This is a genomic window from Mesorhizobium sp. M7D.F.Ca.US.005.01.1.1, assembly GCF_003952545.1.
Lineage (GTDB): Bacteria > Pseudomonadota > Alphaproteobacteria > Rhizobiales > Rhizobiaceae > Mesorhizobium > Mesorhizobium loti.
Map to the genome: position 1 here is coordinate 5,668,568 of NZ_CP034453.1, position 25,527 is coordinate 5,694,094.

The 25,527-nt window shown below is 63.5% G+C and carries 25 protein-coding genes; 17 read left to right on the top strand and 8 right to left on the bottom strand.

The genetic code is table 11. From position 1 onward, the window contains the following. From EJ076_RS27600 to EJ076_RS27620, 6 genes are all read right to left on the bottom strand, one after another. Complete coding sequence (locus EJ076_RS27600; RefSeq protein WP_164548898.1) at positions 1–1,239, bottom strand: CmpA/NrtA family ABC transporter substrate-binding protein; 1,239 nt, start codon at positions 1,237–1,239, stop codon at positions 1–3. 2 nt (positions 1,240–1,241) lie between these two features. Next, positions 1,242–1,844 (bottom strand): ANTAR domain-containing response regulator, encoded by a 603-nt coding sequence (locus EJ076_RS27605; RefSeq protein ID WP_126069990.1) that lies wholly within the window; start codon positions 1,842–1,844, stop codon positions 1,242–1,244. A 75-nt stretch (positions 1,845–1,919) separates the two neighbouring features. Beyond that, positions 1,920–2,087, bottom strand: a complete 168-nt coding sequence (locus EJ076_RS35330; protein WP_164548512.1) for a hypothetical protein — start codon at positions 2,085–2,087, stop codon at positions 1,920–1,922. A gap of 67 nt (positions 2,088–2,154) precedes the next feature. Next, the gene (locus tag EJ076_RS35900; RefSeq protein ID WP_126069991.1) at positions 2,155–2,646 is read right to left on the bottom strand and encodes a hypothetical protein; all 492 of its coding nucleotides are present in this window, start codon (positions 2,644–2,646) and stop codon (positions 2,155–2,157) included. A 140-nt stretch (positions 2,647–2,786) separates the two neighbouring features. Further along, on the bottom strand, positions 2,787–4,004 hold the full coding sequence (locus EJ076_RS27615; protein WP_109660187.1) for an FAD-dependent oxidoreductase: 1,218 nt from the start codon (positions 4,002–4,004) through the stop codon (positions 2,787–2,789). A 14-nt stretch (positions 4,005–4,018) separates the two neighbouring features. Continuing rightward, positions 4,019–4,783, bottom strand: a complete 765-nt coding sequence (locus tag EJ076_RS27620) for an HpcH/HpaI aldolase/citrate lyase family protein (protein ID WP_126069992.1) — start codon at positions 4,781–4,783, stop codon at positions 4,019–4,021. Between the two features lie 192 nt (positions 4,784–4,975). Between EJ076_RS27620 and EJ076_RS27625 the strand changes: the two genes are divergently transcribed. The 17 genes from EJ076_RS27625 to EJ076_RS27705 all read left to right on the top strand — a co-directional run bounded on the left by EJ076_RS27625 (position 4,976) and on the right by EJ076_RS27705 (position 23,931). Next, on the top strand, positions 4,976–5,788 hold the full coding sequence (locus EJ076_RS27625; protein ID WP_126069993.1) for a shikimate dehydrogenase: 813 nt from the start codon (positions 4,976–4,978) through the stop codon (positions 5,786–5,788). Next, positions 5,781–6,587, top strand: coding sequence for an SDR family oxidoreductase (locus EJ076_RS27630; RefSeq protein WP_126069994.1), 807 nt, complete (start codon positions 5,781–5,783; stop codon positions 6,585–6,587). Before EJ076_RS27625 ends, EJ076_RS27630 begins: the two co-directional genes overlap by 8 nt. A 182-nt stretch (positions 6,588–6,769) precedes the next feature. Continuing rightward, positions 6,770–7,117 (top strand): RidA family protein, encoded by a 348-nt coding sequence (locus EJ076_RS27635; RefSeq protein ID WP_126069995.1) that lies wholly within the window; start codon positions 6,770–6,772, stop codon positions 7,115–7,117. 56 nt (positions 7,118–7,173) lie between these two features. Then, complete coding sequence (locus tag EJ076_RS27640) at positions 7,174–7,962, top strand: FadR/GntR family transcriptional regulator (RefSeq protein ID WP_164548749.1); 789 nt, start codon at positions 7,174–7,176, stop codon at positions 7,960–7,962. Between the two features lie 290 nt (positions 7,963–8,252). Further along, the gene (locus EJ076_RS27645; RefSeq protein ID WP_126069997.1) at positions 8,253–8,963 is read left to right on the top strand and encodes an SDR family oxidoreductase; all 711 of its coding nucleotides are present in this window, start codon (positions 8,253–8,255) and stop codon (positions 8,961–8,963) included. An 11-nt stretch (positions 8,964–8,974) separates the two neighbouring features. Further along, positions 8,975–9,724 carry an SDR family oxidoreductase gene (locus tag EJ076_RS27650; protein ID WP_126069998.1) on the top strand — a complete coding sequence of 250 codons (750 nt, stop codon included), beginning with the start codon at positions 8,975–8,977 and terminating at the stop codon, positions 9,722–9,724. Positions 9,725–9,794: 70 nt separating this feature from the next. Continuing rightward, positions 9,795–10,745, top strand: a complete 951-nt coding sequence (locus EJ076_RS27655; RefSeq protein WP_126069999.1) for a LysR substrate-binding domain-containing protein — start codon at positions 9,795–9,797, stop codon at positions 10,743–10,745. Between the two features lie 86 nt (positions 10,746–10,831). Beyond that, positions 10,832–11,866 (top strand): amino acid ABC transporter substrate-binding protein, encoded by a 1,035-nt coding sequence (locus tag EJ076_RS27660; protein ID WP_126070000.1) that lies wholly within the window; start codon positions 10,832–10,834, stop codon positions 11,864–11,866. Positions 11,867–11,946: 80 nt separating this feature from the next. Further along, positions 11,947–13,110, top strand: coding sequence for an ABC transporter permease subunit (locus tag EJ076_RS27665; protein WP_126070001.1), 1,164 nt, complete (start codon positions 11,947–11,949; stop codon positions 13,108–13,110). 3 nt (positions 13,111–13,113) lie between these two features. Next, the gene (locus tag EJ076_RS27670) at positions 13,114–14,193 is read left to right on the top strand and encodes an amino acid ABC transporter permease (RefSeq protein WP_126070002.1); all 1,080 of its coding nucleotides are present in this window, start codon (positions 13,114–13,116) and stop codon (positions 14,191–14,193) included. Positions 14,194–14,205: 12 nt separating this feature from the next. Further along, the gene (locus EJ076_RS27675; protein ID WP_126070003.1) at positions 14,206–14,964 is read left to right on the top strand and encodes an amino acid ABC transporter ATP-binding protein; all 759 of its coding nucleotides are present in this window, start codon (positions 14,206–14,208) and stop codon (positions 14,962–14,964) included. A 49-nt stretch (positions 14,965–15,013) separates the two neighbouring features. Further along, complete coding sequence (locus EJ076_RS27680) at positions 15,014–16,420, top strand: FAD-binding oxidoreductase (RefSeq protein WP_126070004.1); 1,407 nt, start codon at positions 15,014–15,016, stop codon at positions 16,418–16,420. 116 nt (positions 16,421–16,536) lie between these two features. After that, positions 16,537–18,207 (top strand): thiamine pyrophosphate-binding protein, encoded by a 1,671-nt coding sequence (locus tag EJ076_RS27685; protein ID WP_126070005.1) that lies wholly within the window; start codon positions 16,537–16,539, stop codon positions 18,205–18,207. Further along, positions 18,204–20,300 (top strand): hydantoinase/oxoprolinase family protein, encoded by a 2,097-nt coding sequence (locus EJ076_RS27690; RefSeq protein ID WP_126070006.1) that lies wholly within the window; start codon positions 18,204–18,206, stop codon positions 20,298–20,300. Before EJ076_RS27685 ends, EJ076_RS27690 begins: the two co-directional genes overlap by 4 nt. Next, on the top strand, positions 20,297–21,916 hold the full coding sequence (locus EJ076_RS27695; protein ID WP_126070007.1) for a hydantoinase B/oxoprolinase family protein: 1,620 nt from the start codon (positions 20,297–20,299) through the stop codon (positions 21,914–21,916). Before EJ076_RS27690 ends, EJ076_RS27695 begins: the two co-directional genes overlap by 4 nt. Next, positions 21,913–23,115, top strand: coding sequence for a pyridoxal phosphate-dependent aminotransferase (locus EJ076_RS27700; RefSeq protein WP_126070008.1), 1,203 nt, complete (start codon positions 21,913–21,915; stop codon positions 23,113–23,115). Before EJ076_RS27695 ends, EJ076_RS27700 begins: the two co-directional genes overlap by 4 nt. A 3-nt stretch (positions 23,116–23,118) precedes the next feature. Beyond that, positions 23,119–23,931, top strand: coding sequence for an NAD(P)-dependent oxidoreductase (locus EJ076_RS27705; RefSeq protein ID WP_126070009.1), 813 nt, complete (start codon positions 23,119–23,121; stop codon positions 23,929–23,931). A 103-nt stretch (positions 23,932–24,034) separates the two neighbouring features. Here EJ076_RS27705 and EJ076_RS27710 read toward each other — a convergent pair whose 3' ends face one another. Both EJ076_RS27710 and EJ076_RS27715 read right to left on the bottom strand, forming a co-directional pair. Next, the gene (locus EJ076_RS27710; protein ID WP_126070010.1) at positions 24,035–24,763 is read right to left on the bottom strand and encodes an ABC transporter ATP-binding protein; all 729 of its coding nucleotides are present in this window, start codon (positions 24,761–24,763) and stop codon (positions 24,035–24,037) included. Further along, on the bottom strand, positions 24,763–25,527 hold the full coding sequence (locus EJ076_RS27715; RefSeq protein ID WP_126070011.1) for an ABC transporter ATP-binding protein: 765 nt from the start codon (positions 25,525–25,527) through the stop codon (positions 24,763–24,765). Before EJ076_RS27715 ends, EJ076_RS27710 begins: the two co-directional genes overlap by 1 nt.

Sequence of the window (25,527 nt, forward strand, 5' to 3'; positions counted from 1 at the left end):
TCAGGCTTCCGCGCGGGCTGATTTCTGGGCGGCGATGTAGCCGTCGACCTCGTCCGGATCGAAGATCTGGCCATCGAAGAAACCATCCGGGCCGAGCACCAGGCCCGCCCCTGTCGCGCCGACCGCGGTTGCGACCTTCAGCGGGCCCTCGACCTTCGAATTGGCGCCGGGAAGTGCAACGCCAAGCGGCTTTAGCGCCGAGCGGTAGAGGTCGGGCCGGTAGCAGTCGCGGGCAATGGCGAGGTTTTCCGGTGTGTGCGCCACATGCCCCCAGCGCACCATCTGCGTGTAGAACCACAGCGCATGGCTCTTCCACGGAAAGTTCGCGGCCTTGTCGAAGGGCAGGAAGAAGTCGTCGATCGTCCGCTCCGCGCCGTCGCCGAGTTGGAGATGTCCAGTCAGGATCGGCATCTGCACGGCCGGCGGCAGGCCGAGGAAACCAGGCTGCGACATGACAGCGGCCAATTCACCGTGGTTGGCCGGATCCTGGCACCAGCGAGCTGAATGATGCAGCGCGCGCAGCAGTGCGGCCAGTGCCTCGGGGTTCTCGTCCGCCCAGGCCTTGCGCACGCCGATCACCTTCTCCGGGCTGTTACGCCATATCTGGGCCTTGACGGTGACGATGTGGCCGGTGCCGGCGGCGACAGAGGCGCTGTTCCAGGGCTCGCCGACGCAGTAGCCGTCGATCCGCCCGGTGGCCAGCGCGTCGGCCATGAACGGCGGCGGCACGATGACGATCTCGATCTGTCGCGTCGGATCGATGCCGCAGGCGGCAAGCCAGTAGCGCAGTTCGTAATTGTGCCCGGAATGCGGATGCACGACGGCGAAGCGCAACGGATCATGGCCGGCGGCAGCACGCTCGCGAATGAGCGCGCCAAGTGCTGCACCAGCGCGCGCCGGATCGAGATCAGGCGCGGCGCCATGCGCCGCCATGCCGGCCCAGACGGCGTTGGAAATCGTGACGCAATTGCCGCCGAGCCCGAGCGAGAACGGGACGATGGTCTCGGAAGCGAGCGGCGTCAGCCCGAGATTGCAGGCCAGCGGCATCGGCCCCAGCATATGCGCGAGATGGAAGTGGCCGATGGCGATGCGGTCGCGGATGTTGGCCCACGACGTTTCGCGGTGTAGCGTCAGATCGATGCCTTCGCGTGCGGCAAAGCCCAACTCGCTTGCGGCGACCAGCACGGCGCTGTCGAAGAGCGGCATGAAGCCGGCGGTGATCTGGTGCTCGGCGCCCATGCTCATTCGTCCTCCGCCGGTCCCAGCAGCCCGGCGGCGGTCACCAGGCTCTGGGCGATGTCGCTGATCTTGCGGTTCTGGTTCATCGCCGTCTTGCGCAATAGCGTGTAGGCGGCCTCTTCGGAGAGGCCACGCGACTTTATCAGGATGCCCTTGGCGCGATCGATCACCTTGCGGCTCTCGAGCTCATTGCGCGCCTCTTCCAGTTCGCGCGCCATGCGCGAGAAGGCGTTGAAGCGGCTCACCGCCATGTCGAGGATCGGCTTGACGCGCTCCTGCCGCAGGCCGTCGACAACATAGGCCGAAACGCCGGCATCGACCGCCGCCTCGATCGAGGCCTGGTCGGAGCGGTCGACGAACATGGCGATCGGTCGTTTTACGGCACGCGAAAGCTGGAACATGTTTTCCAGCATGTCGCGGTTCGGATTTTCGAGATCGATGACGATGACGTCGGGCTCGATCTCGGCGATCCGCCGCGCAATGCCGGTTACGTCATGGATGACGGTGACCCGCTCATGGCCGGCCTCGCGCAACCCCGCCTCGATGATCGCGGCGCGGATGCGGTTTTCGTCGATCACCAGGACGGCGAGTGCGGTTCGGACCATGCATGCATTGTGACCAAGCGAAGGAATTGTGCAATGCGGTATGGTTGAACAATCCCGACATTCGCAGACCAGCCTCTATTCCGCCGCCAGCGCCGTGACCTCGCGGCGGAAGGGCAGTGCGTCGCCGATATCGGCTTCATCCAGCTCGCGAGCGAAGCGGTGGCCGGCGTAGATTGCCCAGGCGATCGGACCCGGCGCTTCGGCGTCGCCGATGACCGAACATGGCAAAACGTGCGCTGTCACCGTAATTCTTGCCTAGGACGAGTGGGATATTCAGCTGGCCACAATGTGACCAGTTGGATGCTTTTGGTCATCGCCTGATGAATACGCCCGTGTAGGTCTGGCCGGCAAGCGCAACGGTTCCGGCCAGGGTTCCGTCGGGCAGCATCATAAAACTGACGTCCGCACCATTCGGCAGGCGCCCAAGCTTCAACGTAGTCCCTACAATTTTTCCTGCTCCGGCGGCCTCTCCCGGATTGTTATCGCCCAGCATTCCCCACGCAAAGGTGACCGTCACTTTGCCGTTCGGAGAAATCGTCTGCACAGCGACTTTGGCTTCATCCGTCCCCTCCAATCGTCCAACCCACATGCCCGAAAATGCGGCGTACCTTGTTGGAACGCCCTTCGCAGGGGGAGTGATTGTCATGGATTGATCCATGATTGCGGAGCCAGGAGGGGCAGGTTGAGGAGAAACAGCAACAGGATCTGACGCAGGCTCGAGAGCGGCTGATTGCGGCGCTTCAGGAGCCGATTGGCACGCGGCCAGGGCAAGTGCCGCGAAGCCCAGCATCGTGTTCCGCATCAAATCCTCCACCTCGTTCGCAAGTTGTCGGTGGGCAGCAGAGCTGCCGAATTGCACATCATTCTACACCACCGCCCTATGCATTGCGTATAGCACTTTGCATCCGTGTACCGAGCTTGTCGGCAGCTCAAGAGCCGGTCTCAAATCACGGCTTCTTCCAGGAACGGCTCATTGCGCTCTATGCGCTCGTAACAGAACGGCGACAGGTCGAGCGTCTGGAAAGACCCGTGAACGATGAGTTCTGAAACGGCCCGACCGACGGCTGGCGACTGTTGCAGCCCGTGCCCCGAGAAGCCGTTGGCAAACATGAAATTGGTCACCTGCGGGTGGAAGCCGACAATGCCGTTGTGGTCGAGCATGTTGTACTCGTAGTGGCCGGTCCAGCTCGTCTGGACCTTGAGCGCATCGAAGGACGGAATGCGGTGCCAGAGTGCCGGCCAGATGTAGTCGTCGAACTCTTCATGGTGCATTTCAAAGTCATCGTAGCCGGCCGGCCCGTCGCCTTGCGGCGTGTTGCCGGTGAGGAAAAGTTCGCCTTCTGGACGCACGAATGTTCCGGAAAGGTCGATGACATTGGGCATCCGGCCGGGGATCGGGTTGGCGCTGGCGAAGACGAAGCTGTAGCGCTTGTAGGGCGCGACCGGGATCGACAGGCCGGCCATGGCGGCAACCTGTTGCGCGCGTGGGCCGGCGGCGTTGACCAATGTTCCGCAACGAACCGTCTGTCCGGTCGCGAGGCGCACCGAGACGACCCGCCCATCGGCGATATCCAGCCCCGTCACGGCATTGTCGATATACTCGACGCCGCTGGCGCGGGCGGCGCGGCGGAAGCCATTCAACAGCCCCATCGAATCGAACCAGCCCTCTTCCCGGGAGCCCCAGGAACCACCGCCGAGATCCTCCACATTGAGCCAGGGAAAGCGCTCCTTCAGCGGGCCCGGCTCGAGAAAGACCGTGTGGGCTCCGAGACTGCGCTGCAGGTCGACACGCTCGCGCGCCGCTTCGACGCCGTCAGGTGAACAGCAGTAAAGATATCCATGCTCCTTGAAGCCGAGGTCGGGTGCCGGTTCGTCCTTGTAGAAGGGCGCCATCCGCTCCTCGAAACCGCGGATGATCTCGATGCCGAACTGGCTGATCTTCACATTGATCGGATTGGAATATTGCTGCCGGATCGCGCTGGTGGAGAGCGCTGTCGACGAGAACTCGTAGCTCGAGTCGCGTTCGACCACGAGGATCGAGGCGCCGCTGCCCAGCGCCTGGCTCAGCCAGTAGGCGGTCGACGAACCGACGACGGCGCCGCCCACGATGACGATGTCGTAGGCGGTGCGCGACGGCGCTTTGTAGGAAGGGATCGCCATATTCTGTCTCCGGCCTATTGGTTAAACGAAGCGATCAGGGCATCCGAGCCCCGGGCGAGCAGGCCGAGATCGGAACCAACGGCAACCACGGTGAAGCCGTCGGCGAGGTAGCGGTCGGCATCGGTCTTTGCAGGAGCCAGGATGCCGCTGGCCTTGCCTGCCGCTGTTGCTGCCTTGCGCACCGAGGCGATCGCTTCTTGAACGTGCGCCGCACCGGGATTGCCCATCGCGCCCATATTGGTGGAAAGGTCGCCGGGTCCGACGAAGAGGACGTCGACGCCATCCACCGCCGCGATCTCGGCAGCGTTCGCCACGCCCGTCTCGCATTCGATCTGCACGGCCAGCAGTTGCTGCTCGCGCGCCCGCCCATGATAGCCGGCGATGCGGCCGAATGCGTTGGCGCGGTGGGCGACCGAGAATCCCCGGAAGCCGGCCGGAGCATAGGTCATCGCGGCAACGATGCTGCGCGCCTGATCGGCCGTCCGCACATTGGGGATCATCAGGCTGCGCGCGCCGATGTCCATCGCTTGCTTGATCAAATTGGGATCGTCGGAGGGCAGCCTCACCACCGCCTCACTGTCGAAGCCGCCCATGACCTGCAGCTGGGCCATGATGCTGCGCAAATCGTTGGGGCTGTGTTCGCCATCGATCAGCAGCCAGCCGGCTCCAGAGCCTGCGACAATTTCCGTGGTGAGGGCTGAAGCCAGCGAGCACCAGATGCCGATATGGGCTCGCCCGGCGGTCACGGCAGCCTTCAGCGTATTGGGGCGCTCTTGCATTTTCCGGTCAGTCTCCGATGTGCGAAAGGGATGTTGAAATTTGTATGATGTCCTATATCATACGGCAATAATTTGCTGCAAGTGCTGTGCATGCCGACCTTGGTGCAGGGTTTGAGGCCGACCACTCGTCCCTCGTCCAGGCACTGGAGATCCTCAGCGCCCATGAACTGTCAAAAGAAAAGGAGTGAACCGATGCGCGGAACCGGCAAGGCCGACATCTTCGTGATGCTGGCCCATCCCGTGGCACACGCCAAGAGCCCCGGCATATTCAACGAGATCTTCGAGCAAAAGAGCCTCGACAGCCTCATGGTGCCATTGAGCTGCCGCCCGGAAGATTTCGAAACCTTTTGGGCCGGCATCACGGCGGCCGAGAACATCCGCGGTGTCATCATCTCGGTGCCGTACAAGGTCGCGGTCTATCACAAATGCACCGCCGCTCACGACCGCGCCGCGCGGGTGCAAAGCGCCAATTCCGTGCGCCGGCTGCCCGATGGCAGCTGGTACGCCGACAATTTCGACGGCGTCGGCTTCATCGATGGCCTCAACGCAGGCGGACATGAGATTGCCGGCCGCCGCATTCTCCAGGTCGGAGCCGGCGGCGCCGGCGCGTCCCTGGCCTATTGTCTCGCCGAAGCCGGCGCGGAAGAGATCCGCCTCGCCGACATCGATACCGACCGCGCCGAAAAACTGGCGGCGCTGGTTGCGCTGGTCTTCCCGAAATGCCGCATCCATGTCGGCGAGGCAGATCCTTCCGGCATGCATATGGCCATCAACGCCACACCGGTCGGCATGCATGCCGGCGACCCGCTGCCGCTGGACGTGAGCCGGCTGACCCCGGACATGACGGTCGTGGATATCATCATGGAGCCCGCCGAGACCGCCCTGCTAAAGGCGGCAAAAGAGATTGGCTGCCGCATTCAGCCGGGGCGCCCGATGATGGATTTCCAGGTCCGGGCCATGTCCGAATTCTTCGACATCGAGCGCAAGGGCCGCGGCAATGGCTGAGACATTGACGGCCGTCGTCATCGGCGGCACTTCCGGCATCGGACGCGCGATAGCGCTGCGCTTTGCCGAGGATGGCTACCATGTGGTCGTCGCCGGCAGGGATGCGGCACGGGGCAATGAGGCGGTTGGCGCCTGCAAGGCGGCGGGCGCACCGCGCGCGCTGTTTGTCCAGACCGATGTTGCCGAATCCGGCTCGGTGGAAGCGCTGGCGCAGGCCGTCAGCGCTGCGTTCGGCACACCTCAAATCGTCGTCAATTGCGCTGGCATCCTGCAGAGCGGCAAGCACGTCCTCGACCAGGATCTGGACGAGGACGAGAGGATGTGGCGGGTGAATTATCGCGGCACCCTGCTGGGTTGCCAGATCTTTGGCCGGCTGATGTCGGCTGCCGGGCGAGGCGCCATCCTGAATGTCGGCTCGCTTGCCTCTTTCGCGCCGCTGTCCCTGCCCGCCTACACGCCCGGAAAGCATGCCGTTCTGGCCTTGACCCAGATCCTGGCCGCCGAGCTCGGCCCGCACGGGGTGCGGGTGAATGCGGTGGCACCCGGCTACACGCTTTCGGACGGGCTGAAAGCCAGGATCGCCAAGGGTGAACGCAACCCCGAAGCCATCCAGGCCACCACGGCGCTGCGACGCTTCGTCGAGCCGCGCGACGTTGCCGAGGCGGCACTGTTCCTCTGCTCCGACCGGGCCGCGTCGATAACCGGTGTGACCCTGCCCGTCGACGCCGGCTGGCTCGTTCAGGCGCCCTACGCGCAATATTTGCAGGGAAACCCCATCCGCCCGACGCCGGCAATCTGACTCCATCCGGCGGAGGCCGGAAATCTGACCCCATCCGGCGGAGGCCGGAAATCTGACCCCATCCGGCGGAGGCCGGAAATCTGACCCCATCCGGCGGAGGCCGGAAATCTGACCCATCCGGCGGAGGCCGGAAATCTGACCCATCCGGCGGAGGCCGGAAATCTGACAAGGACAACAATCCAGTGAGTGACATCAAGCGCTTCGACTTCGACACCCGCATCCACCACGGCGTCATCCACAATGGCACCCTCTACCTTACCGGCCAGGTCGCCAAGCCGGGTCAGTCCGCCGCCGACCAGATGCGCGAGGCGCTCGGCAAGGTCGACGCGCTGCTTGCCAAGGCCGGTACGGACAAGACCCGCATCCTTCACGTGCAGATGTGGCTGGACGACATCAGGGATTTCGACGAGGTCAACACGGTCTGGGACGCATGGATGCCGAAGGAGCACGCACCGGCGCGCTCTTCCGGCGAAGGACGGATGGCCAAGCCCGGAATGCTGGTCGAGCTGATCGTCACCGCGGCGGTTTGAATGGCCTTGCCGGTTCGGGCATCATCCTGCATCTGGCATCGGACTGGGGAACACTGATGACGAAGCGCAAGCCACTTTCCACCGTCGTGGCCGAGAGCCTGTCCGAAAAGATCCGTTCCGGATCTCTGCTTCCCGGCGCGCAATTGCCAACCGAGGCGGAGCTCTGTGCCGAGTACGACGTCAGCCGGACGGTGGTGCGGGAAGCGGTGGCGCGATTGCGCTCCGAGGGCATGGTGGTGCCGCAGCAAGGACGCGGCATGTTCGTCAGCGAAACGCCGGCGCCGCGCAATTTCTCGATACCGGACGAGGCCCTCAGGACCTTGCCGGAAACCATCGCTCTGCTCGAACTGAGATTGAGTGTCGAAGTGGAGTCCGCCGGGCTGTGCGCCGAACGGCGCACCGATGCGGAGGCGAATGCAATCCGGGCCCTGATGGAACAGGTCGACGCCCAGCAGGCGGATCCCGCGGCCGTCCAGATCCACTATGACTATGATTTCCATCTGGCGATCGCCAAAGCCGCAGGCAACGAATTCATCCACGGCTTCCTGAGCTATCTCAGGCCGATGATCGTTCCACGCTTTCAACTGGGTTATGTGGTCACATCAGCGCTCAAGGACAGCTACTACGCCCGCATCCACAACGAACACAAAACCATCGTGGACGCTATCGAAAGGCAGGACGGTCGCGCTGCTCGCCAGGCCATGCGCAAGCATCTGCACAACAGCCTCGGGCGCGTGCGCGCTTTGGCCCGGGCTTCAGGCGTCGCGGCGACCGAGGCCGAGCAGAAGGCGGCCGCGGCATCGCTCTTTACCGATATGAAGAGGCCTGCCCCGACTGGCGGGTGAGGCCGGCGACTTCGCTTCGCATGCGCAGGCGCGTGGACCAGATTAGCCACGCATTGCGAAAGCCTTGTTTTTGCTCTGCCGGCCAGCTGCACCCGTTTTCGCATGCATTGAAAGCGCCATTCTCCCAGCGTTTCCTTGGGTTTTCGGCTTCCGCGATCGTGCGGACACCCCAGTAAGTTTCGCAGGCTGAACGGGCTTTCGAAAGTTTATCTTTCCTTTTTGCTGGTTTTCTTGGTTTCGCGGCATCGGCCCAGGCCGCACACTGAAACCAGGCAATCAGGGAAACCCACGTGACGACAGCCTTCATCACAGGTGCAACCAGCGGCATAGGGAGGGCCATGGCGATCGCACTGAGCGACGCCGGCTATGACGTCTATGCGGTCGGGCGCAGCCAGTCCGCGCTCAAGGCGTTGCAGGCCGAGCGATCCGGCATCGTGCCCATCGCCGTCGACATCACCGATCGCGAGGCGCTGGAGGCTGTTCTGGCGGATCTCACCATCGACGTGCTGATCAACAATGCCGGGATCATGCCGCCGCTCGGCAATTTCGCCGACATGAAGATATCAGACATCGACTCCACGCTGGAGGTAAACCTCAGCGCAGCAATCATGCTTACCCGCCTCGTCGTTCCGCAGATGCGCGAGCGGCAGTCTGGCCACATCCTGTTCACCGGCTCCACCGCGGGCCACGCGGCATATTCCAACATTGCCGTCTATTCAGCCACCAAGGCGGCGATCTCCGGCTTTGCCGCCGCGCTGCGCGCCGACCTCTCCCCATCAGGCATACGCGTCACCGAGATCGTCGCCGGCCGTGTCGAGACGCAGCTCTACCAGGACATCCTCGACGCCAAGGCGCGCACGGCCATGTACGCCAGCAAAGTGGTGCAGCCGGATGACGTGGCCAGAATGGTGGTCGCGGTGCTCGGCCTGCCCGCATGGGCCGACGTTACCCGTTTCGACATCATGCCGACCTGGCCAACCTCGCCAAGCGGCACCAAGTAAGGAAAACTGGAATGAAGGATCTTTCCGTTCTGATCGTAGGCGGCGGCGCCGGCCTCGGCGCGCTTTTGGCCAGGATGGCTGTAGAGGCCGGGGCTGCAAAGATCGGCATCATCGACATCAACCAGGACGCCGCCGAAGCCGCTCTCGCACCGGCAAAGGCCAACGGCCTGCCGACCGCGACCGCCCTATGCGACATCCAGATCGGCCCTCAGTGCCACGCCGCCTTCGACGCCATCGTTTCGAAAATCGGGCGTATCGACACCCTGATCAATTGCGCCGCGATCTACCCTCGCCGCCCGCTCCTGGAGATCAGCGACGCCGATTGGGATGCCTCCAATGGCATCAACATCAAAGGCACCTATCACATGATGGTGGCGGCCGTTCGCCATATGCAGTCGCAGGAGCCGAAGAGCCATGTGCGCGGGCGGATCGTGAACCTGACCTCTGTCGACGCTTTTAAGGCGCATCCGCAGAACGCCCACTATGCGGCAACCAAGGCCGCCGTGGTCAGCCTGACGCGCTCCTTTGCCCATGACGTCGCAAAACACGGAATCCTGGTGAATTCGGTGGCCCCCGCAGGCATGGCCACGGAGCGGGCCAAGGCCCTCGGCTTCCTGGAGGAACTGGCCAAGGCGAGCCCGCTGGGTCGTGGTGCCGAGCCTACGGAGATTGCCGAGTGGGTGCTCATGACGGGCGGTCCCAAGAACACCTATATGACCGGAGAAAACGTAATTGTTTCAGGTGGTTATATATACGCCTGAGCTGTCCTAGCGGCGCCTGCGGCGCTGAATGATCCAACAGGAACGCAAGCGAAAGGAGGTGGAATACACGATGACCGGCAAGCTCCGCCTTCCGTCGCTGAATGCGCTTCGCGTCTTCCACGCCGTCGCGCAGCACAAGAGCTTTCGGCAGGCGGCGGACGAATTGCTGGTCACGCCGCAGGCCGTCGGACAGCAGATCAAGCTTCTGGAGGATACGCTTCAGGTGACGCTGTTCGAGCGCAAGGGGCGGTCGGTCGAATTGACAGAATCGGCCATCCTTCTCTCGCACTATGTCAAAGCCGGGTTCGACGAGTTTTCCGAAGGCGTTCGCCGCGTCACCAAGTCGAACTACCGGGAGCGCATCAACCTGAATGCGAGCCCCTATTTCGCGACCCACTATCTGCTGCCTCGTCTGTCCCTGTTCCGGGAGATATTGCCGGGTGCGGATCTGCGCCTGACGACGATGGTCGACCTGCCCGATTTCGGGCGCGACGACATCGATATGACCGTCCAGTGGGGCTACGGCAATTGGCCGGACTACGAGACCATCCTGCTCGTGCCGGACCCGAAGGTCATCTGCTGCACTCCGGCCATCGGCGAAAGCATCAAGTCGGCGCAGGACCTGACGCTGTTCACCTTGCTGGACACCGTCAAATCGAAGCGCCTTTGGCCAGACATTTTACGCCACCTTGCCATCGAGCAGACGGATGGCAACCGAAGCATCAGCTTCGACGACGCCGCAACCATGCGCCGTGCAACCCTACAAGGCATCGGCGTCGGTCTCGTCTCCGTCATCGACGCTGAGGAAGATTTGAGGTCGGGGGCGCTTGTCGCGCCGGTCGGCCGCGACGCCCTTGCCGATATGAGGCCGGAGGAGGTCCCTGGCTTCTACCTGATCGTCCCGCGCGGGCACCTGCGCGTGAAGGCGGTCGCTGCCCTTCATCGATGGCTCGCCCAGCAGGACTGGGGCAGCGATCTGAAGATTTCCTCCGTGCCGAAACCGACCCCGCTTTCCGACTAGGAGCGGCTTTGAGACCGAGCTCCGAAAGAAAACTTTTGGACCTCCAACAACAAGAAACCAAACAACCTCAACAGTGGAGACGGAACATGAAAACGATGAAATGGGGGGCCGCAGCCATGGCCCTTGGACTTGTGCATTTTGCAGCGCCGGCAGAAGCCGCCGGTGGCAAGACGCTGGAAGCAGTCAAGGCGCGCGGCGTGCTCAATTGCACCGGCCATGACGGATCCTATCTCGGCTTCGCCGAAGTCGACGACAAGGGCAACTGGAAGGGCATGGACATCGATCTCTGCCGGGCGGTGGCCACGGCCGTGCTCGGCGACCCGGCAAAGCTGAAGGTCGTTCCGATCAGCTGGGCGCAGCGCTGGCCGTCCCTGCAGTCGGGCGATGTCGACATCATCATTAAGGCGTCGGGCGGCACGCTCAGCCGAGACACCGAGCTCGGGCTGCAATTTTCCATGTCCTACTACCTCGGAACCACCAAGGTGATGGCGCACAAGGAACTCAACCTCAAGTCGCTCAAGGATGCCGCCGGCGGCACGATCTGCATTCCCGCCGGCACGTCGCAGGAACAGCAGGTCGCGGCCTATACGGCCAAGCTTGGCATCAAACTCGAGCCCGTGCTCATCGAAAAGACGGAGGAGCTCGAGCAGGCCTATTTCTCGGGACGCTGCGATCTCTATGCGCAGTGGGGTCCGACGCTCGCCATCGCGCGCATCGCCAAGAGCAAGGTCGACGACCATGTCATCCTGCCCGACGTGCTCGCCGTCGAGCCTGAGGTCATGATCATGCGGCAAGGCGACGACAATTGGGTCGACATCGCCAACTGGACGCTGAGCACCCTGATCTTCGCCGAGCAGGAAGGCATCACCTCCAAGAACGTCGACGAGATCAAGGCCAAGCCGACTTCGCCGCAAGTCGCCAAGTTCCTCGGCGTCACGCCAGGCATGGGCAAGGGTCTCGGTCTCGATGACGACTGGGCCTACAAGGTGATCAAGAACGTCGGCAATTACGGCGAAATCTTCGAGCGCGACCTCGGCAAGGACTCGCCCTACAAGATGGACCGCGAGCTGACCAATTTGTGGAACAATGGCGGTGTCCTGTTCCCGCTGGTGATCGACTGATCCGTTCTTAACTCACCCGCTTTGGGCCCCGCCCGGCACTTGCCGGGCGGGGCCGGCGACAATTCGGCAAGGATCTTTGGATGGTCAGCCTGCTGAGAAATCAAAAGGTCCGCAACGCACTGTTGCAGGTCCTCTATGTCGGCTCTATCGCCGCGATGGTGCTTGCCGGCATCGTGATCGCCCGCCGCAACCTCGCTGACCAGGGGATCACCTCCGGATTCGACTTTCTGTTCAAGTCGACGGGTTGGGATGTGAATTTCTCGCTGCTGCCCGCCACGGCCAATGATCCCTATTGGTGGTACTTCCTCATCGGCATCATCAACACGCTTTTCCTGGGCAGCGTCGGCCTGATACTGGCGACCATCGTGGGAACGATCGTCGGTCTGGCGCGGACGTCCTCGAACGATCTGGCGCGACTGCTCGGCCGAACCTATGTGGACATCTTCCGCAACATCCCGCTGATCCTCCAGGTTTTCTTCTGGTACGCGATCATCACGCACCTGCCGACGCCGCGCAGCGCTCACGAAGCCTGGGGCTTCCTGCTGACCAGCCGCGGGCTCTACATTCCATTCCCGAACGTCGGCAGTGCCGCGTTTGCCGCAGCCACGGTGGCCGTCATCGCGGCCATCGTGCTGCCGGCCTGGCTGGGCAGAACGTCGCGCCTTGCCCAGCCAATCGGCCAGCGGCGTACCATCCAGTTCGCCGCCGCCGCGGCGGCACTTGCCTGCTCGGCCATCATTCTGGCCCTCGGACGTCTGCCGGATACGCCGCTGCTCGACTTCCCCGCTTTGCAAGGCCTCAATCTGAGAGGCGGCCTGCGTATCCCACCGGAGTTTGCCACCCTCGCGATCGCCATCGCCATCTATGGCGGCTCCTACATCGCGGAGATCGTACGCGGCGGCTTCAAATCTGTCGGCACCGGCCAGGTCGAGGCAGCCCTTTCCCTGGGCCTCAGTCCCTGGCGGGTCTTCACGCTGGTGCGACTGCCGCTGGCGCTGCGCGCCATGCTGCCGATCCTTGCCAACCAGTATGTCTGGCTGATGAAGGCAACAACGATGGGCATCGCGGTGGGCTTCACCGACTTCTTCATGATTGTGGCGCTGACGATCAACCATTCCGGGCAGACCCTCGAAGCGATCGGCATCCTGATGGCAGGCTTCCTCGCCATCAATCTCAGCCTTGCCGCCGTCTTCAACCGCATCAACAAGGCAATTGCCCTCAAGGGCAATCAACTGAGGGGCTGAGAGATGGAGATGGTCCTTGTCGCTCCACCCGCTCCCGGCAGGCTCGAGAACCTGAGGCGACGTTTCTTCGCGACGCCACTTCAGGCGGTGGTGTCGCTGGCCTGCCTGACGATCATGATCTTCCTGGTCTGGAAGCTGCTGAATTGGGCGGTTTTCTCCGCTGTGTTCACCACCAGCGGCGGGCCGGAAGCCTGCCAAGCGGCCGCCGGAGCCTGCTGGTCGGTCATCGCAGCGAGATGGCGGATCATCTTCTTCGGCCTCTATCCCTATGAAGAACAGTGGCGCTCGGCGCTCGCCTGCGTCGCCGTGGTGGTCATGACGGTGCTGAGCTGTATCCCGGCATTCTGGACCGGCCGCCGGATCGCGCTGGTGTGGGGAGCCGGAACGGGCCTTTTCTACGTGCTGATGAAGGGCGGCATGCTTGGTCTTGCCCATGTCGGCGAGGAAGCCTGGGGCGGACTGGCATTGACCCTGTTCATCTTCGTGACCACCTGCCTGATCGGTTTCCCCTTGGCGATCTGCCTGGCCTTGCTGCGCCGGTCGGAGTTGCCCTGGATTTCGCGCACCACCGGCCTGATCATCGACGGGGTCCGCTCGCTTCCGCTGATATCGATCCTCTTCACCTTTGCCGTTGTTCTGCCGTTCGCGCTGCCGCAATGGCTGCAGGGCGACAAGCTTTACCGCGTGATCCTGGGCTCCGCTTTGTTCTTCTCTGCCTATCAGGCCGAGATCGTGAGAGGCGGCATGCAGGGCGTCGCGACAGGACAGGAGGAGGCTGCCATGGCGCTTGGCATGCGCTATTGGCAACGCATCAGTCGAATCCTGTTGCCTCAGGCCATGCGCAACGCAATGCCCGCGACGATCAACCAGTTCGTCATCTCGTTCAAGGAGACCTCGCTGGTGGTCATCGTCGGATTCTTCGAGATCCTGGCCTCCGGCAATGCCGCCTACGGCACCGGCGAATGGCGCTTCGCCTATGTCGAAGTCTATGCCTTCATCGCCTTCATCTACTTCATCTTCGTCTTCAGCCTGTCCCGTTATGGCGCCTTTCTCGAGCGCCGCATGTCGGTCAGCGAACGCTAAGGAGGCGTGCAGGTGATCTCGACCAATTCGACCGGTGAGCCGGCGCTCCGCATCGAAAACCTCGACAAATACTACGGCACGTTCCACGCGCTGCGCGGGATAAACCTTTCCGTAAAGCGGGGCGAAAAAATCGTCGTCTGCGGACCCTCCGGCTCCGGCAAGTCGACCATGATCCGCTGCATCAACCGCCTCGAACAGCACAATGGCGGCCGCATCGTCGTGCTCGGCACCGAGCTTAACGACGACGTCGGCAACATCGATGAGATCAGGCGCGAAGTCGGCATGGTGTTCCAGCACTTCAACCTGTTCCCACACATGACGGTGCTGGAGAACTGCATGATCTCTCCGATGATCGTGCGCAAACAGCCGCGGGCGCAAGCCGAGGCGACCGCCCGGCGCTATCTGGAAAAGGTGCGCATTCCCGAGCAGGCCCTGAAATATCCCAGCCAATTGTCCGGCGGCCAACAGCAGCGGGTCGCGATTGCGCGTGCTCTTTGCATGCAGCCGCAGATTATGCTGTTCGACGAGCCGACCTCGGCGCTCGATCCCGAAATGGTCTCCGAAGTGCTTGACGTCATGGTCACGCTTGCTTCGGAAGGCATGACGATGATCTGTGTGACCCATGAGATGGGCTTTGCGCGCCGCGTGGCGGACCGGGTGCTATTCATGGACGGCGGCGAGATCCTCGAAGAAGCGCCTCCGGGCGAGTTCTTCACCTCTTCCCGCAACGAGCGCACCCGACAATTCCTGTCGCAGGTGCTGGGCCATTGATTGGAAGCACGATCCGAATGCGTCACGCCGCACGCCCTCAGGCATCTCCATGATTGATCCCGCCACCGCGTTGCACGAAATTCTCGGGCCGAAAGGCTGGCTTTCGGGCAGCGACGCCGAGCCTTACCAGCGCGATTGGCTCAATCGCTACGGCGTCGCGCCTCTGGGCGTTGCCAGGCCTGCGGATACGTCTGAGGTTGCCAGTGTCGTCAAGCTATGCCGAGAGGCCGGACTGGCAGTGGTCCCGCAAGGCGGAAACACAGGGCTTTGCGGCGCCGCCGTCGCCCAGCAGTCGAATGCGGTGATCGTCTCGCTTTCGCGCATGACGGCGATCGGCAATCCGGATCTGGACAGCGGATCGATCGTCGTCGAAGCCGGCGTCGTGCTGGCCGCGCTGCACGAGGCGCTGGAACCGGACGGCCTGATGTTTCCAATGCATCTCGGCGCGGAAGGCAGCGCCAGGATCGGCGGCCTGATTGGCACCAATGCCGGCGGCAGCCAGGCTTTCCGTTACGGCATGATGCAGGATCTCGTTCTGGGTCTCGAAGTCGTGACGCCTGATGGCAGGGTTTGGGACGGACTGCGCGCGGTGCAGAAGGACAATGCCGGCTATCAGTTGCGCAAGCTGTTCTGTGGCGCGGAAGGCACGCTCGGGATCGTGACGCGCGCGATCCTGCGGCTGTACCCCAAGCCTCGGCAGCAGGCGAGCGCCCTTCTGGTCCTGCCCGGCTTTGCCGCCGCCGTTTCGTTCGGCGCTTTCCTGCGCGGCGAGGCCGGGGAATTCCTGACTGGCCTCGAGTTCTTCTCCGATTTCGGCCTGCAACTGGCGCTCAAGCACGTGCCCGACCTTGACTACCAACTGGAGACACGGGACGACGTCTATCTGCTGGTCGAACTGGCGTCGGGGTCGTTACGTGTTCCCCTGGACGAGATCCTGGCTTCGGCGCTGGAATGGGGCATGGAACAGGGCCTGGTCTGCGACGGCGCGCTGGCGGCAACGAGTGCGCATCGGGCACAATTCTGGCGGCTGCGCGAGGAGCAACCGGAGGGACAGAGGCTGGAAGGCGAGCAGCTCAAGCACGACATCTCCGTCCCTCCAGGCGCCATCGCCCGTTTCGTCGAGACAGGCGCGAAGATCTGCGGCGGCATTCTTCCCGGCGTGCGGATAAACCCGTTCGGGCACCTCGGCGACGGAAACATCCATTACAATTTGTCTCCGCCGGAAGGTCGTGCCGATTTCGACGGCAAGGCCGAGCTGTTCGCCGAGGCGCTGTCATCTCTTGCCACGGAGATGGGCGGCAGCTTTGCAGCCGAGCATGGGCTTGGCCGGGCAAAGGTCGTCATGGCCGACCGCAATCGCGGCCTGGTGGAGCGAGAGCTCATGGCGTGGCTCAAGGCTGCCTTCGATCCGCTGGGCACGATGAATCCCGACGTCCTGGTGCGCGTCTCTCAGTAAAGAAAAACTTTCGAATAGACGGCATTTCTTGGTTTCGTCTCGATCCGCCAGCGTGCACGTATGAATCCGAACGGCAGGCTCGGTCCGCTTGCCACCTGAATGAAGGATGTCGAAGCATGATCCGCAATGGCGGTCGCCTTCTAGTCGAGTGCCTGATCGCGCTCGGCGCGACCAAGAGTTTCGGTGTGCCGGGCGAAAGCTACCTGGCCGTGCTGGACGCACTGCACGACACTCATGGAAAGCTGGACTACGTGCTGTGCCGCAATGAAGGCGGTGCGGCATTCATGGCCTCGGCCTATGGCAAGCTGACGGGCTCGCCGGGCATCTGCTTCGTGACGCGGGGACCGGGCGTTGCCAATGCGTCCATCGGCGTGCACACGGCGATGCAGGACAGTTCGCCGATGATCGTCTTCGTCGGCCAGGTCGGCACCGACATGCGCGGCCGCGAAGCGTTCCAGGAGATCGACTACCGCGCGGTGTTCGGCACGATGGCGAAATGGGCTATAGAGATCGACGATGTCGAGCGCCTGCCGGAAATCGTTGCCCGGGCCTGGACCACGGCGCTCACCGGGCGGCCTGGCCCGGTGGTGATCGCCCTGCCCGAGGACATGCTGACGACGCTGACCGATGTCGCCGCACTCAGCGGACCGGCCAGGATGTTCGAGGCCGCCGCCGATGCCGATGCGCTGGCCGAGGCCCGCTCCATGCTTGCCGCCTCCCGCAGGCCGGTCGTCCTGATCGGCGGCGCCAACTGGTCCGCTGACGGGCATGCCGCGCTCCAGGCTTTCGCCGAAACCTCCGACATTCCGGTCGTCGCGGCGTTCCGCTTCCAGGATCAGTTCGACAATGGCTCACCAGTCTTCGTCGGCGAGGCGGGCGTCGGCATGGTCCCGCATGTCAAGAAGCTAATCCGCGATGCCGATTTGATCCTGGCGATCAATGTGCGCTTTGGCGAGATGACCACGGACGGCTACACGCTTTTGTCCGTGCCCGAGCCGAAGCAGAAGCTGATCCATGCCCACGGTTCGGATCGCGAGATCGGCAAGATCTACGTGCCCTCGCTTGGCATCCATGCCGGGCCGAACGCCTTCGCCAAGGCGCTCTCGCCGGTCAAGGGCGATTGGGCCGCGTGGCGGTCGCAGGCGCGCCAAAGCTATGAGGGCACGTTCACGGCTCCGGCCCAGCCGGGCCCGGTCGACATGGTCGAAGTCAGCCGCTGGCTGCGCGAGAACCTGCCCGATGACGTGATCCTGACCAATGGCGCCGGCAATTTCACCGTCTGGCCAAACAAGTTCTTCAAATTCGGGCCGAAGGCACGGCTGCTCGCCCCGCAATCCGGCGCCATGGGCTACGGCCTGCCGGCGGCCATCGCGGCCAAGGTGGCTTTTCCCTCCCGCACGGTGGTCTGCTTTGCCGGCGACGGCGATTTCCAGATGAACTGCCAGGAGCTGGGAACCGCGATGCAGGCCGGCGCGCAGCCCATCGTGCTGATCCTGAACAACGGCATCTACGGCACCATCCGCGCCCATCAGGAGCGGCATTATCCGGCGCGCGTGTCGGGAACGAACATCGAGAACCCGGATTTCGTCGGCATCGCCCGGGCCTATGGCTTCCATGCCGAGCGGGTTGGCGCGACCAGCGATTTCGCCGGTGCTTTCGGCAGGGCGCTGGCGTCCGCGACCGGCGCGGTCCTGGAGCTGGATATTTCCCCGGAAGCGATCACGCCGCGTCAGACCCTTTCCCAGATGCGCGACGCAGCGCTCGCTTCGCAGAAGGCCAACGCATGACCAGTACGGCAAATGACATCCGTCTCGGCGCGGATATCGGCGGCACGTTCACCGATATCGTGGTCGATGTGCGCGGCACGATCTTCTCGACCAAGATCCTGACCAACTATGCCGCGCCCGAGCAGGCCATCCTCGACGGCATCGAGATCGTCGTGCGCGACGCCGGCATCACGCTGGCGGACCTCGACATCGTCATCCACGGCACCACGCTGGCGACCAACGCGCTCATCGAGCGGCGCGGCGCCAAGACGGCGCTGGTCACCACCGAAGGGTTTCGCGATGTCATCGAGATGCGCACGGAAAACCGGTTCGAACAGTATGATTTGAACCTGAAGCTGCCGCCACCGCTGATCCCGCGCGAGCATCGCTATACGGTGAAGGGGCGCATCGGCGCGGATGGCCAGGAATTGCAGCCGCTGGACGAAGCGGCGCTCGACGAGATCGCCGACAGCATCGCCGCCGGCGGCTTCGGCGCCGTCGCCATTGGCTTCATCCATTCCTACATGGACCCCGTGCATGAGCGGCGGGCGCGCGAGATCCTCGCCGGAAAGCTGGATATACCGATCTCCATCAGCGCCGAGGTCTCGCCGCAGATGCGCGAGTTCGAACGCTTCAACACGGTTTGCGCCAACGCCTATGTGCGGCCGCAGATGGCGGACTATCTGGTGCGCCTCCAGGTGCGCCTGAAGGAGATGGGGGCGAACTGTCCGGTGTTCATGATCCACTCGGGCGGCGGCCTGATCTCGGTGGAGACCGCGTCCGAATTTCCGGTGCGCCTGGTCGAGTCCGGTCCAGCCGGCGGTGCCATCTTCGCGGCCGACGTGGCGCGGCGCTTCGATCTGGACTCCGTCGTCTCCTACGACATGGGCGGAACGACCGCGAAGATCTGCCTGATCGAGGACTATTCGCCGCGCACGGCGCGGACCTTCGAGGTCGCCCGCACCTATCGCTTCTGCAAGGGCTCCGGCATGCCGATCTCGATCCCGGTGATCGAGATGATCGAAATCGGCGCCGGCGGCGGCTCGATCGCCTGGGTCGACGCCATGGGGCGCATCCAGACCGGTCCGGAAAGTGCCGGGTCCGAACCCGGTCCCGCCTGCTACGGCCGCGGCGGCAGCCGGCCGGCCATCACCGATGCCGACCTGGTGCTGGGCAAGCTCGATCCCGACAATTTCGCCGGCGGCGCCATCAGGCTCGACACCGAGGCATCCGAACAGGCGATCACCCGCGATGTCGGCACCCGGCTTTCGCTCAATTCCGTTTCCGCCGCCTTCGGCATCTGCGAGGTCGTCGACGAAAACATGGCCAATGCCGCCCGCGTGCACGCGGTGGAGAACGGCAAGAACATCTCCGACAATATCATGATCGCCTTTGGCGGCGCTGCGCCCCTGCACGCGGCACGGCTGTGCGAAAAACTTGGCGTCGAACAGTGCCTTGTTCCGCAAGGCGCCGGCGTCGGCTCGGCTATCGGCTTCCTCAAGGCGCCGTTCGGCTATGAGGCGCTGGCTTCCAAGCTGATGCGGCTGTCTCGCTTCGACGCATGCGAGGTGAATGCGCTGCTCGACGGGCTGAAGACGACCGCCGAGAGCTTCGTGCGGGCCGGCACGAACAGTGCCATCACCCGCGAGATCACCGCCTTCATGCGCTATGCCGGCCAGGGTTGGGAAATCCCGGTGCCGCTACCCGACAGAGCGTTCAAGCCCGGCGATGAGGTGAGCCTCAAGGACGCCTTCCGGGACAACTACGCGCGCTTCTTCGGCCGCGCCATCGATGGCCTCGACGGGCTGGAGATCGAGGTCGTCACCTGGTCGGTCAAGGCGCAAGACGTGCGGCCGGCGCCCGCCAGGCACGAGATCACCATGGGGACAAGAACAGTCGAGTCTTCGCAGACGCGCGGTGTCTTCGATCCGACGACCGGAACAGTGCAGGTTTCAGCCATCATCGAACGCGCCGACCTTTCGCCGGGGGATCGCATCAGCGGCCCGGCGGTGATCGTCGAGCGTGAGACGTCAACGGTCGTCACCACCCTCTTCGATGCCGTGCTGCAGAGCGACGGTTCGATCCTCCTGATCCGCAAAGGCGTCCAGGCATGAGCGACATCTTGGAAATCCGGATGCAGGTGATGTGGAATCGCCTGATCTCGGTGGTCGAGGAGCAGGCACTGACCCTGTTGCGGACAGCCTTCTCCACATCGGTGCGTGAATCGGGCGACCTGTCGGCCGGCGTGTTCAATCCGCGCGGCGAGATGCTGGCACAAGCCGTGACCGGCACGCCCGGGCATGTGAACACCATGGCCGAGGCCGTGCTGCAATTCATGAACGAAATCCCGCGCGAGGAGATGTACGAAGGCGACACCTATGTCACCAACGATCCCTGGAAAGGCACCGGCCATCTGCATGACATCACCATGGTCTCGCCCTCGTTCCTGAACGGCGAACTGGTGGCGTTCTTCGCCTGCACGGCCCATGTGGTCGACGTTGGCGGACGTGGCTTCGGCGCCGACGGCAAGTCGGTCTACGAGGAAGGCATCCAGATCCCGATCATGAAGTTTGCCGAGCGCGGCAAGGTGAACCTCGATCTGGTGAAGATCCTGCGCGCCAATGTGCGCGAGCCGAACCAGGTTGTCGGCGACTTCTATTCGCTAGCCGCCTGCAACGAGGTCGGCCACCGCCGCTTGGTCGACATGATGAAGGAGATCGGTCTGGCATCGCTGGACAGGCTGGGAGAGTTCATCTTCACGCGCACCCATGACGCGACGCTGGAGCGCATCAAGGCGCTGCCGAAAGGCACCTGGTCGAACGAGCTGGTGACCGACGGCTACGACACGCCGGTCAAGCTGGTGGCCGCCGTCTCGATTGGCGACGACCATTTGAATGTCGACTTCTCCGGAACCGATCCGATAAGCCGCTGGGGCATCAACGTTCCGATCATCTACAGCAAGGCCTATGCCTGCTACGCCCTGAAATGCGTGGTGGCGCCGGAGATCCCGAACAATGCGGCGTCGCTTGCTCTGTTCACCATATCGTCGCCCACCAACATCCTGAACGCCCCGCGGCCGGCGCCGGTCTCCCTGCGGCACGTCATCGGCCATATGGTGCCCGACCTGGTGCTGGGCGCGCTGGCCAAGGCGCTGCCGGGCCAGATCCTGGCCGAAGGCGCGGCAGCACTCTGGAACATCCACATTTCGGTCAGGCCGGTCGCCGGTGGCGACGGGCGCCGCGCCGAGGTGCTGATGTTCAATTCCGGCGGCATGGGCGCGCGCCCGACGCTGGACGGGCTTTCCGCCACCGCCTTTCCGTCCGGTGTCCATACGATGCCGATCGAGGCCACCGAGCACACCGGACCAATCGTCATCTGGCGCAAGGAACTGCGTCCCGATTCCGGCGGCGATGGGGAGTTTCGCGGCGGCCTCGGCCAGATCCTCGAAATCGCGGCCACCGAAGGCCACGAGTTCGATTTCTCCGCCATGTTCGACCGGGTCAAACATCCAGCCAAGGGCCGCAATGGCGGCAAGGACGGGATTGCCGGCATCGTCAGACTCGACGATGGCACGCTGATGCGCCCCAAGGGCTGGCAGCACGTTCCGGAAGGGCGTCGTCTGGTTCTGGAACTTCCCGGCGGTGGCGGCTATGGCGATCCGGCCAAGCGCAGTACGGAGGCGCGGGCACAGGACGTGTCCAGGGGCTATATTTCGGAGAAAAGCCGATGAGCTACATTGCTTCGCGCCTGTCGGTGGTCAAGCCGTCGGCTTCGATGGCGGCCTCGCAGGCGGCCAAGGCGCTGAGGGCCAAAGGCGTCGACGTCATCGACCTTGGCCTTGGCGAACCTGATTTTCCGACACCTGCCCACATCATCGAAGCGGCCTATGCAGCCGCAAAGGCGGGCCAGACCCTCTACACCGCCGCAGCCGGCTCGCCGGAAGTGCGCGAGGCCGTGGCCGGGAAGTTCAGGCGCGAGAACGGACTGGACTACACAGCCGACGACATCGTCGTGGCCAACGGCGCCAAGCAGATCATCTTCAACGCGCTGATGGCGACGCTGGAACCCGGCGACGAGGCCATTCTGCCCGCACCCTATTTCGTATCCTATCCTGAGATGGTGAAGCTGCTTGGCGGCACGCCCGTCACGGTCGAATGCGGGGAAAGCGGCGGCTTCAGGCTGACGCCCGAGCTCTTGGAAAAGGCGATCACGCCCAGAACCAAATGGCTCTTCCTGAACATGCCCGGCAATCCATCCGGCGCGGTCTACTCGGCCGACGACCTCAGAGCGCTAGGTACTGTCCTTGCCAGGCATCCGCAGGTGCTCATCCTGTCCGACGAGATCTATGAGCACATCATCTTCGATGGTCGCGAATTCGTCTCCTTCGGCAAGGCCTGCCCGGACCTTCGGGACCGAAGCCTTATCGTCAACGGCGTGGCCAAGGCCTATGCAATGACCGGCTGGCGCGTCGGTTACGCAGCCGGGCCGGCGCCACTCGTCAAGGCGATGTCGACCATCCAGAGCCAGTCTGTCACCTCGGTCTGCTCCATTGCTCAGGCGGCGACGGTCGCGGCGCTGAACGGCCCGCAGGACGAGGTGGCTCGTTTCCGCAATGCATTCGAGGCGCGCAGGAATCTGGTGGTCGATGGCATAAGACGCATCAACGGCCTGACGCTTCCACCGCCGGAAGGCGCCTTCTATGCCTATATCGGCTGCGCCAGCCTGATCGGCCGCAAGACACCCAAAGGCGTCGTGCTGGAGGACGATACGGCGGTGGCGACCTATCTCCTGAACGAGGGCCGCGTGGCCTCGGTTCCCGGCGCTGCTTACGGACTTTCACCCTATTTCCGCATCTCCACCGCCACCAGCGAAGAGGTGCTCGCCCAAGCGATCGCGCGGATCAACGCCGCCGTCGCGCAAGTGGAGTAGACCATGCCCCATTACGAACGCATCCTGATCACCGGCGCAGCCGGCCGCCTCGGCTCGGAACTGCGAAAGGGGCTGGTGCCGCTGGCAAGAACCATCCGCCTGGCGGGTCGCGAACCGTTCGGCAACCTTGCCCCGCACGAAGAAGAGGCGGTCTTCGACCTCGCCGACATGGAGGCGACAATCGCAGCCACCAGGGATTGCGACGCGATCGTGCATTTCGGCGGCGCGCCGCTTGAATGCGCCTGGCAAACGATCCTGGATTCCAGCATCCGTGGCTCCTATCACATCTACGAAGGCGCCCGGAAACACGGTGTGAAGCGCGTCATCTATGCCTCCTCGGTGCATGCCATCGGCTACCATGAAGTCGAAGCTCATATCGGCATCGACGCGCCGGTGCGTCCGGACAGCCTCTACGGCGTCTCGAAGAATTTCGTCGAAAGCCTGAGTCGGCTCTACTGGGACAAGTTCGGCATCGAGACCGCGTGCCTGCGCATCTTCTCGTCCTTCCCCGAGCCGGCCGACCGCCGCATGCTGTGGTCGTATCTTTCTTTCGCCGACTGCGTGCGCCTGGTCGAGGCAGCTCTTACCGCGCCGCGTGTCGGCCACACGATCTCCTTCGGCATCTCAGACAACAAGCTGAAGATGGTCGACAACAGCGGCTCAGACCATATCGGATTTGTTCCCCAGGACAGTGCCGAGCCGTTCCGCGCAGCGGTGGAGGCGAGGACGCCGGTTCCCGATCCGAAGGCACCCTCGGTGAAGTATCTGGGCGGCTGGTTTTGCGAACTAGGCCACCCGGATGACAAACCCGTATGACGGTCAAATAGCGCGACAGCCAACTCGCGACCGGTCTCGCAAATTTCCTGCATTGTTTCGTACGGCCCCGCGACCCAGCCATAAGCGGTTCGAGCCCATGTATCTAGGCGGCGACGCCGCCTAGATAGGCGCTGATGACCGCTTCATTGCTCGCGAGATCGCTGCCTGGTCCCTCAAGAACGACGCGCCCGGCTTTGAGCACATAGCCGTAGTCGGCGAACTTCAAGGCGACTTTGCTGTTCTGCTCCACGAGCAGAATGGTCACGCCTTCACGATTGAGGCGTTGCACGATGTTCATGACTTCCTTGATCAATTGCGGCGCCAGGCCCATGGAAGGCTCATCGAGCAGGAGCACCTTGGGCGCGGCCATGAGGGCCCTCCCGATCGCCAGCATCTGCTGCTCACCTCCCGAGAGATTCCTTGCATCGCCATTCTGTCTGCGGGCCAGGATGGGGAAGAGTTCAAAAACGTGGTCCAGCCGCCGGCGGCGCTCGACATCGTCGGCAAGCGTAAACGAGCCGAGGTCAAGGTTCTCCTTGATCGTCATGTCGCCGAAGATACGCCTTCCCTCCGGGACGTGGACGAGCCCGCGATGCGGCAGGCGATGGGCAGGAACCCTGGTTATGTCCTCGCCCAGGAAGCGGACACTTCCAGAGGATGCGGCAACAAGGCCGGACAGCGTGCGCAGCGTGGTGCTCTTGCCTGCACCGTTCGCGCCAAGCAGGGCGACGATCTGGCCGCGCTTGACCGAAAGGCTGACGCCATGAAGGGCTTCGATGCCGTCATAGCGCGCGACGATGCGGTCCGCGGAAAGAACGATTTCGGCGTCCATCATTCCTCCGTACCCAGATAGGCTTCGATGACCCTGGGGTCCGCTCGCACGGCCTCCGGTGGCCCGTCGGCGATCTTCTGGCCGTAGTCGAACACCACGATCTTCTCCGACACTTGCATGACCAGGCCCATGTCGTGCTCGATCAGCAGGACGGTGACGCCGGTCTCGTCGCGAATGCGGCGGATCAGGTGCACAAGGTCCAGCTTCTCGCGCTCGTTCAGGCCGGCGGCAGGCTCGTCCAGCAAGATGAGTTCGGGCGCCGACGCCAGGGCTCTTGCGAGTTCAAGCCGCCGTTGATCGCCATAGGAGAGACCGCCGGCGCGGCGATGCGCGTGCTGCTGGATGCCGACGAAATCGAGCCAGCGCATGCCGGCTGCTCGGATCGCCTCCTCCTCGCGCCGCTGTGCCGGCAAGTGCAGGATCGCCGACACAATGCCGTGGCGGCTGCGGCAATGCTGGCCGGACATGGCGTTTTCCAGAACGGTCATTTCCTTGAACAGCCGGATGTTCTGAAAGGTGCGGGCGAGCCCGAGCGCGGTGATGCGATGCGGCGGCAAACCGGTAATTGGCCGGCCGCCCAGACTGATCGAGCCGCCCTTCGGCTTGTAGAATCCGGTCAGGCAATTGAAGAGCGACGTCTTGCCGGCCCCGTTCGGCCCGATAAGACTGTTGATAGCGCCCTTCTCGACCGAGAACGAAATGTCGTGAAGGACTTTCAGTCCTCCGAAACTGAGGCGCAGATCGCGGACTTCCAGCAGCGCCAT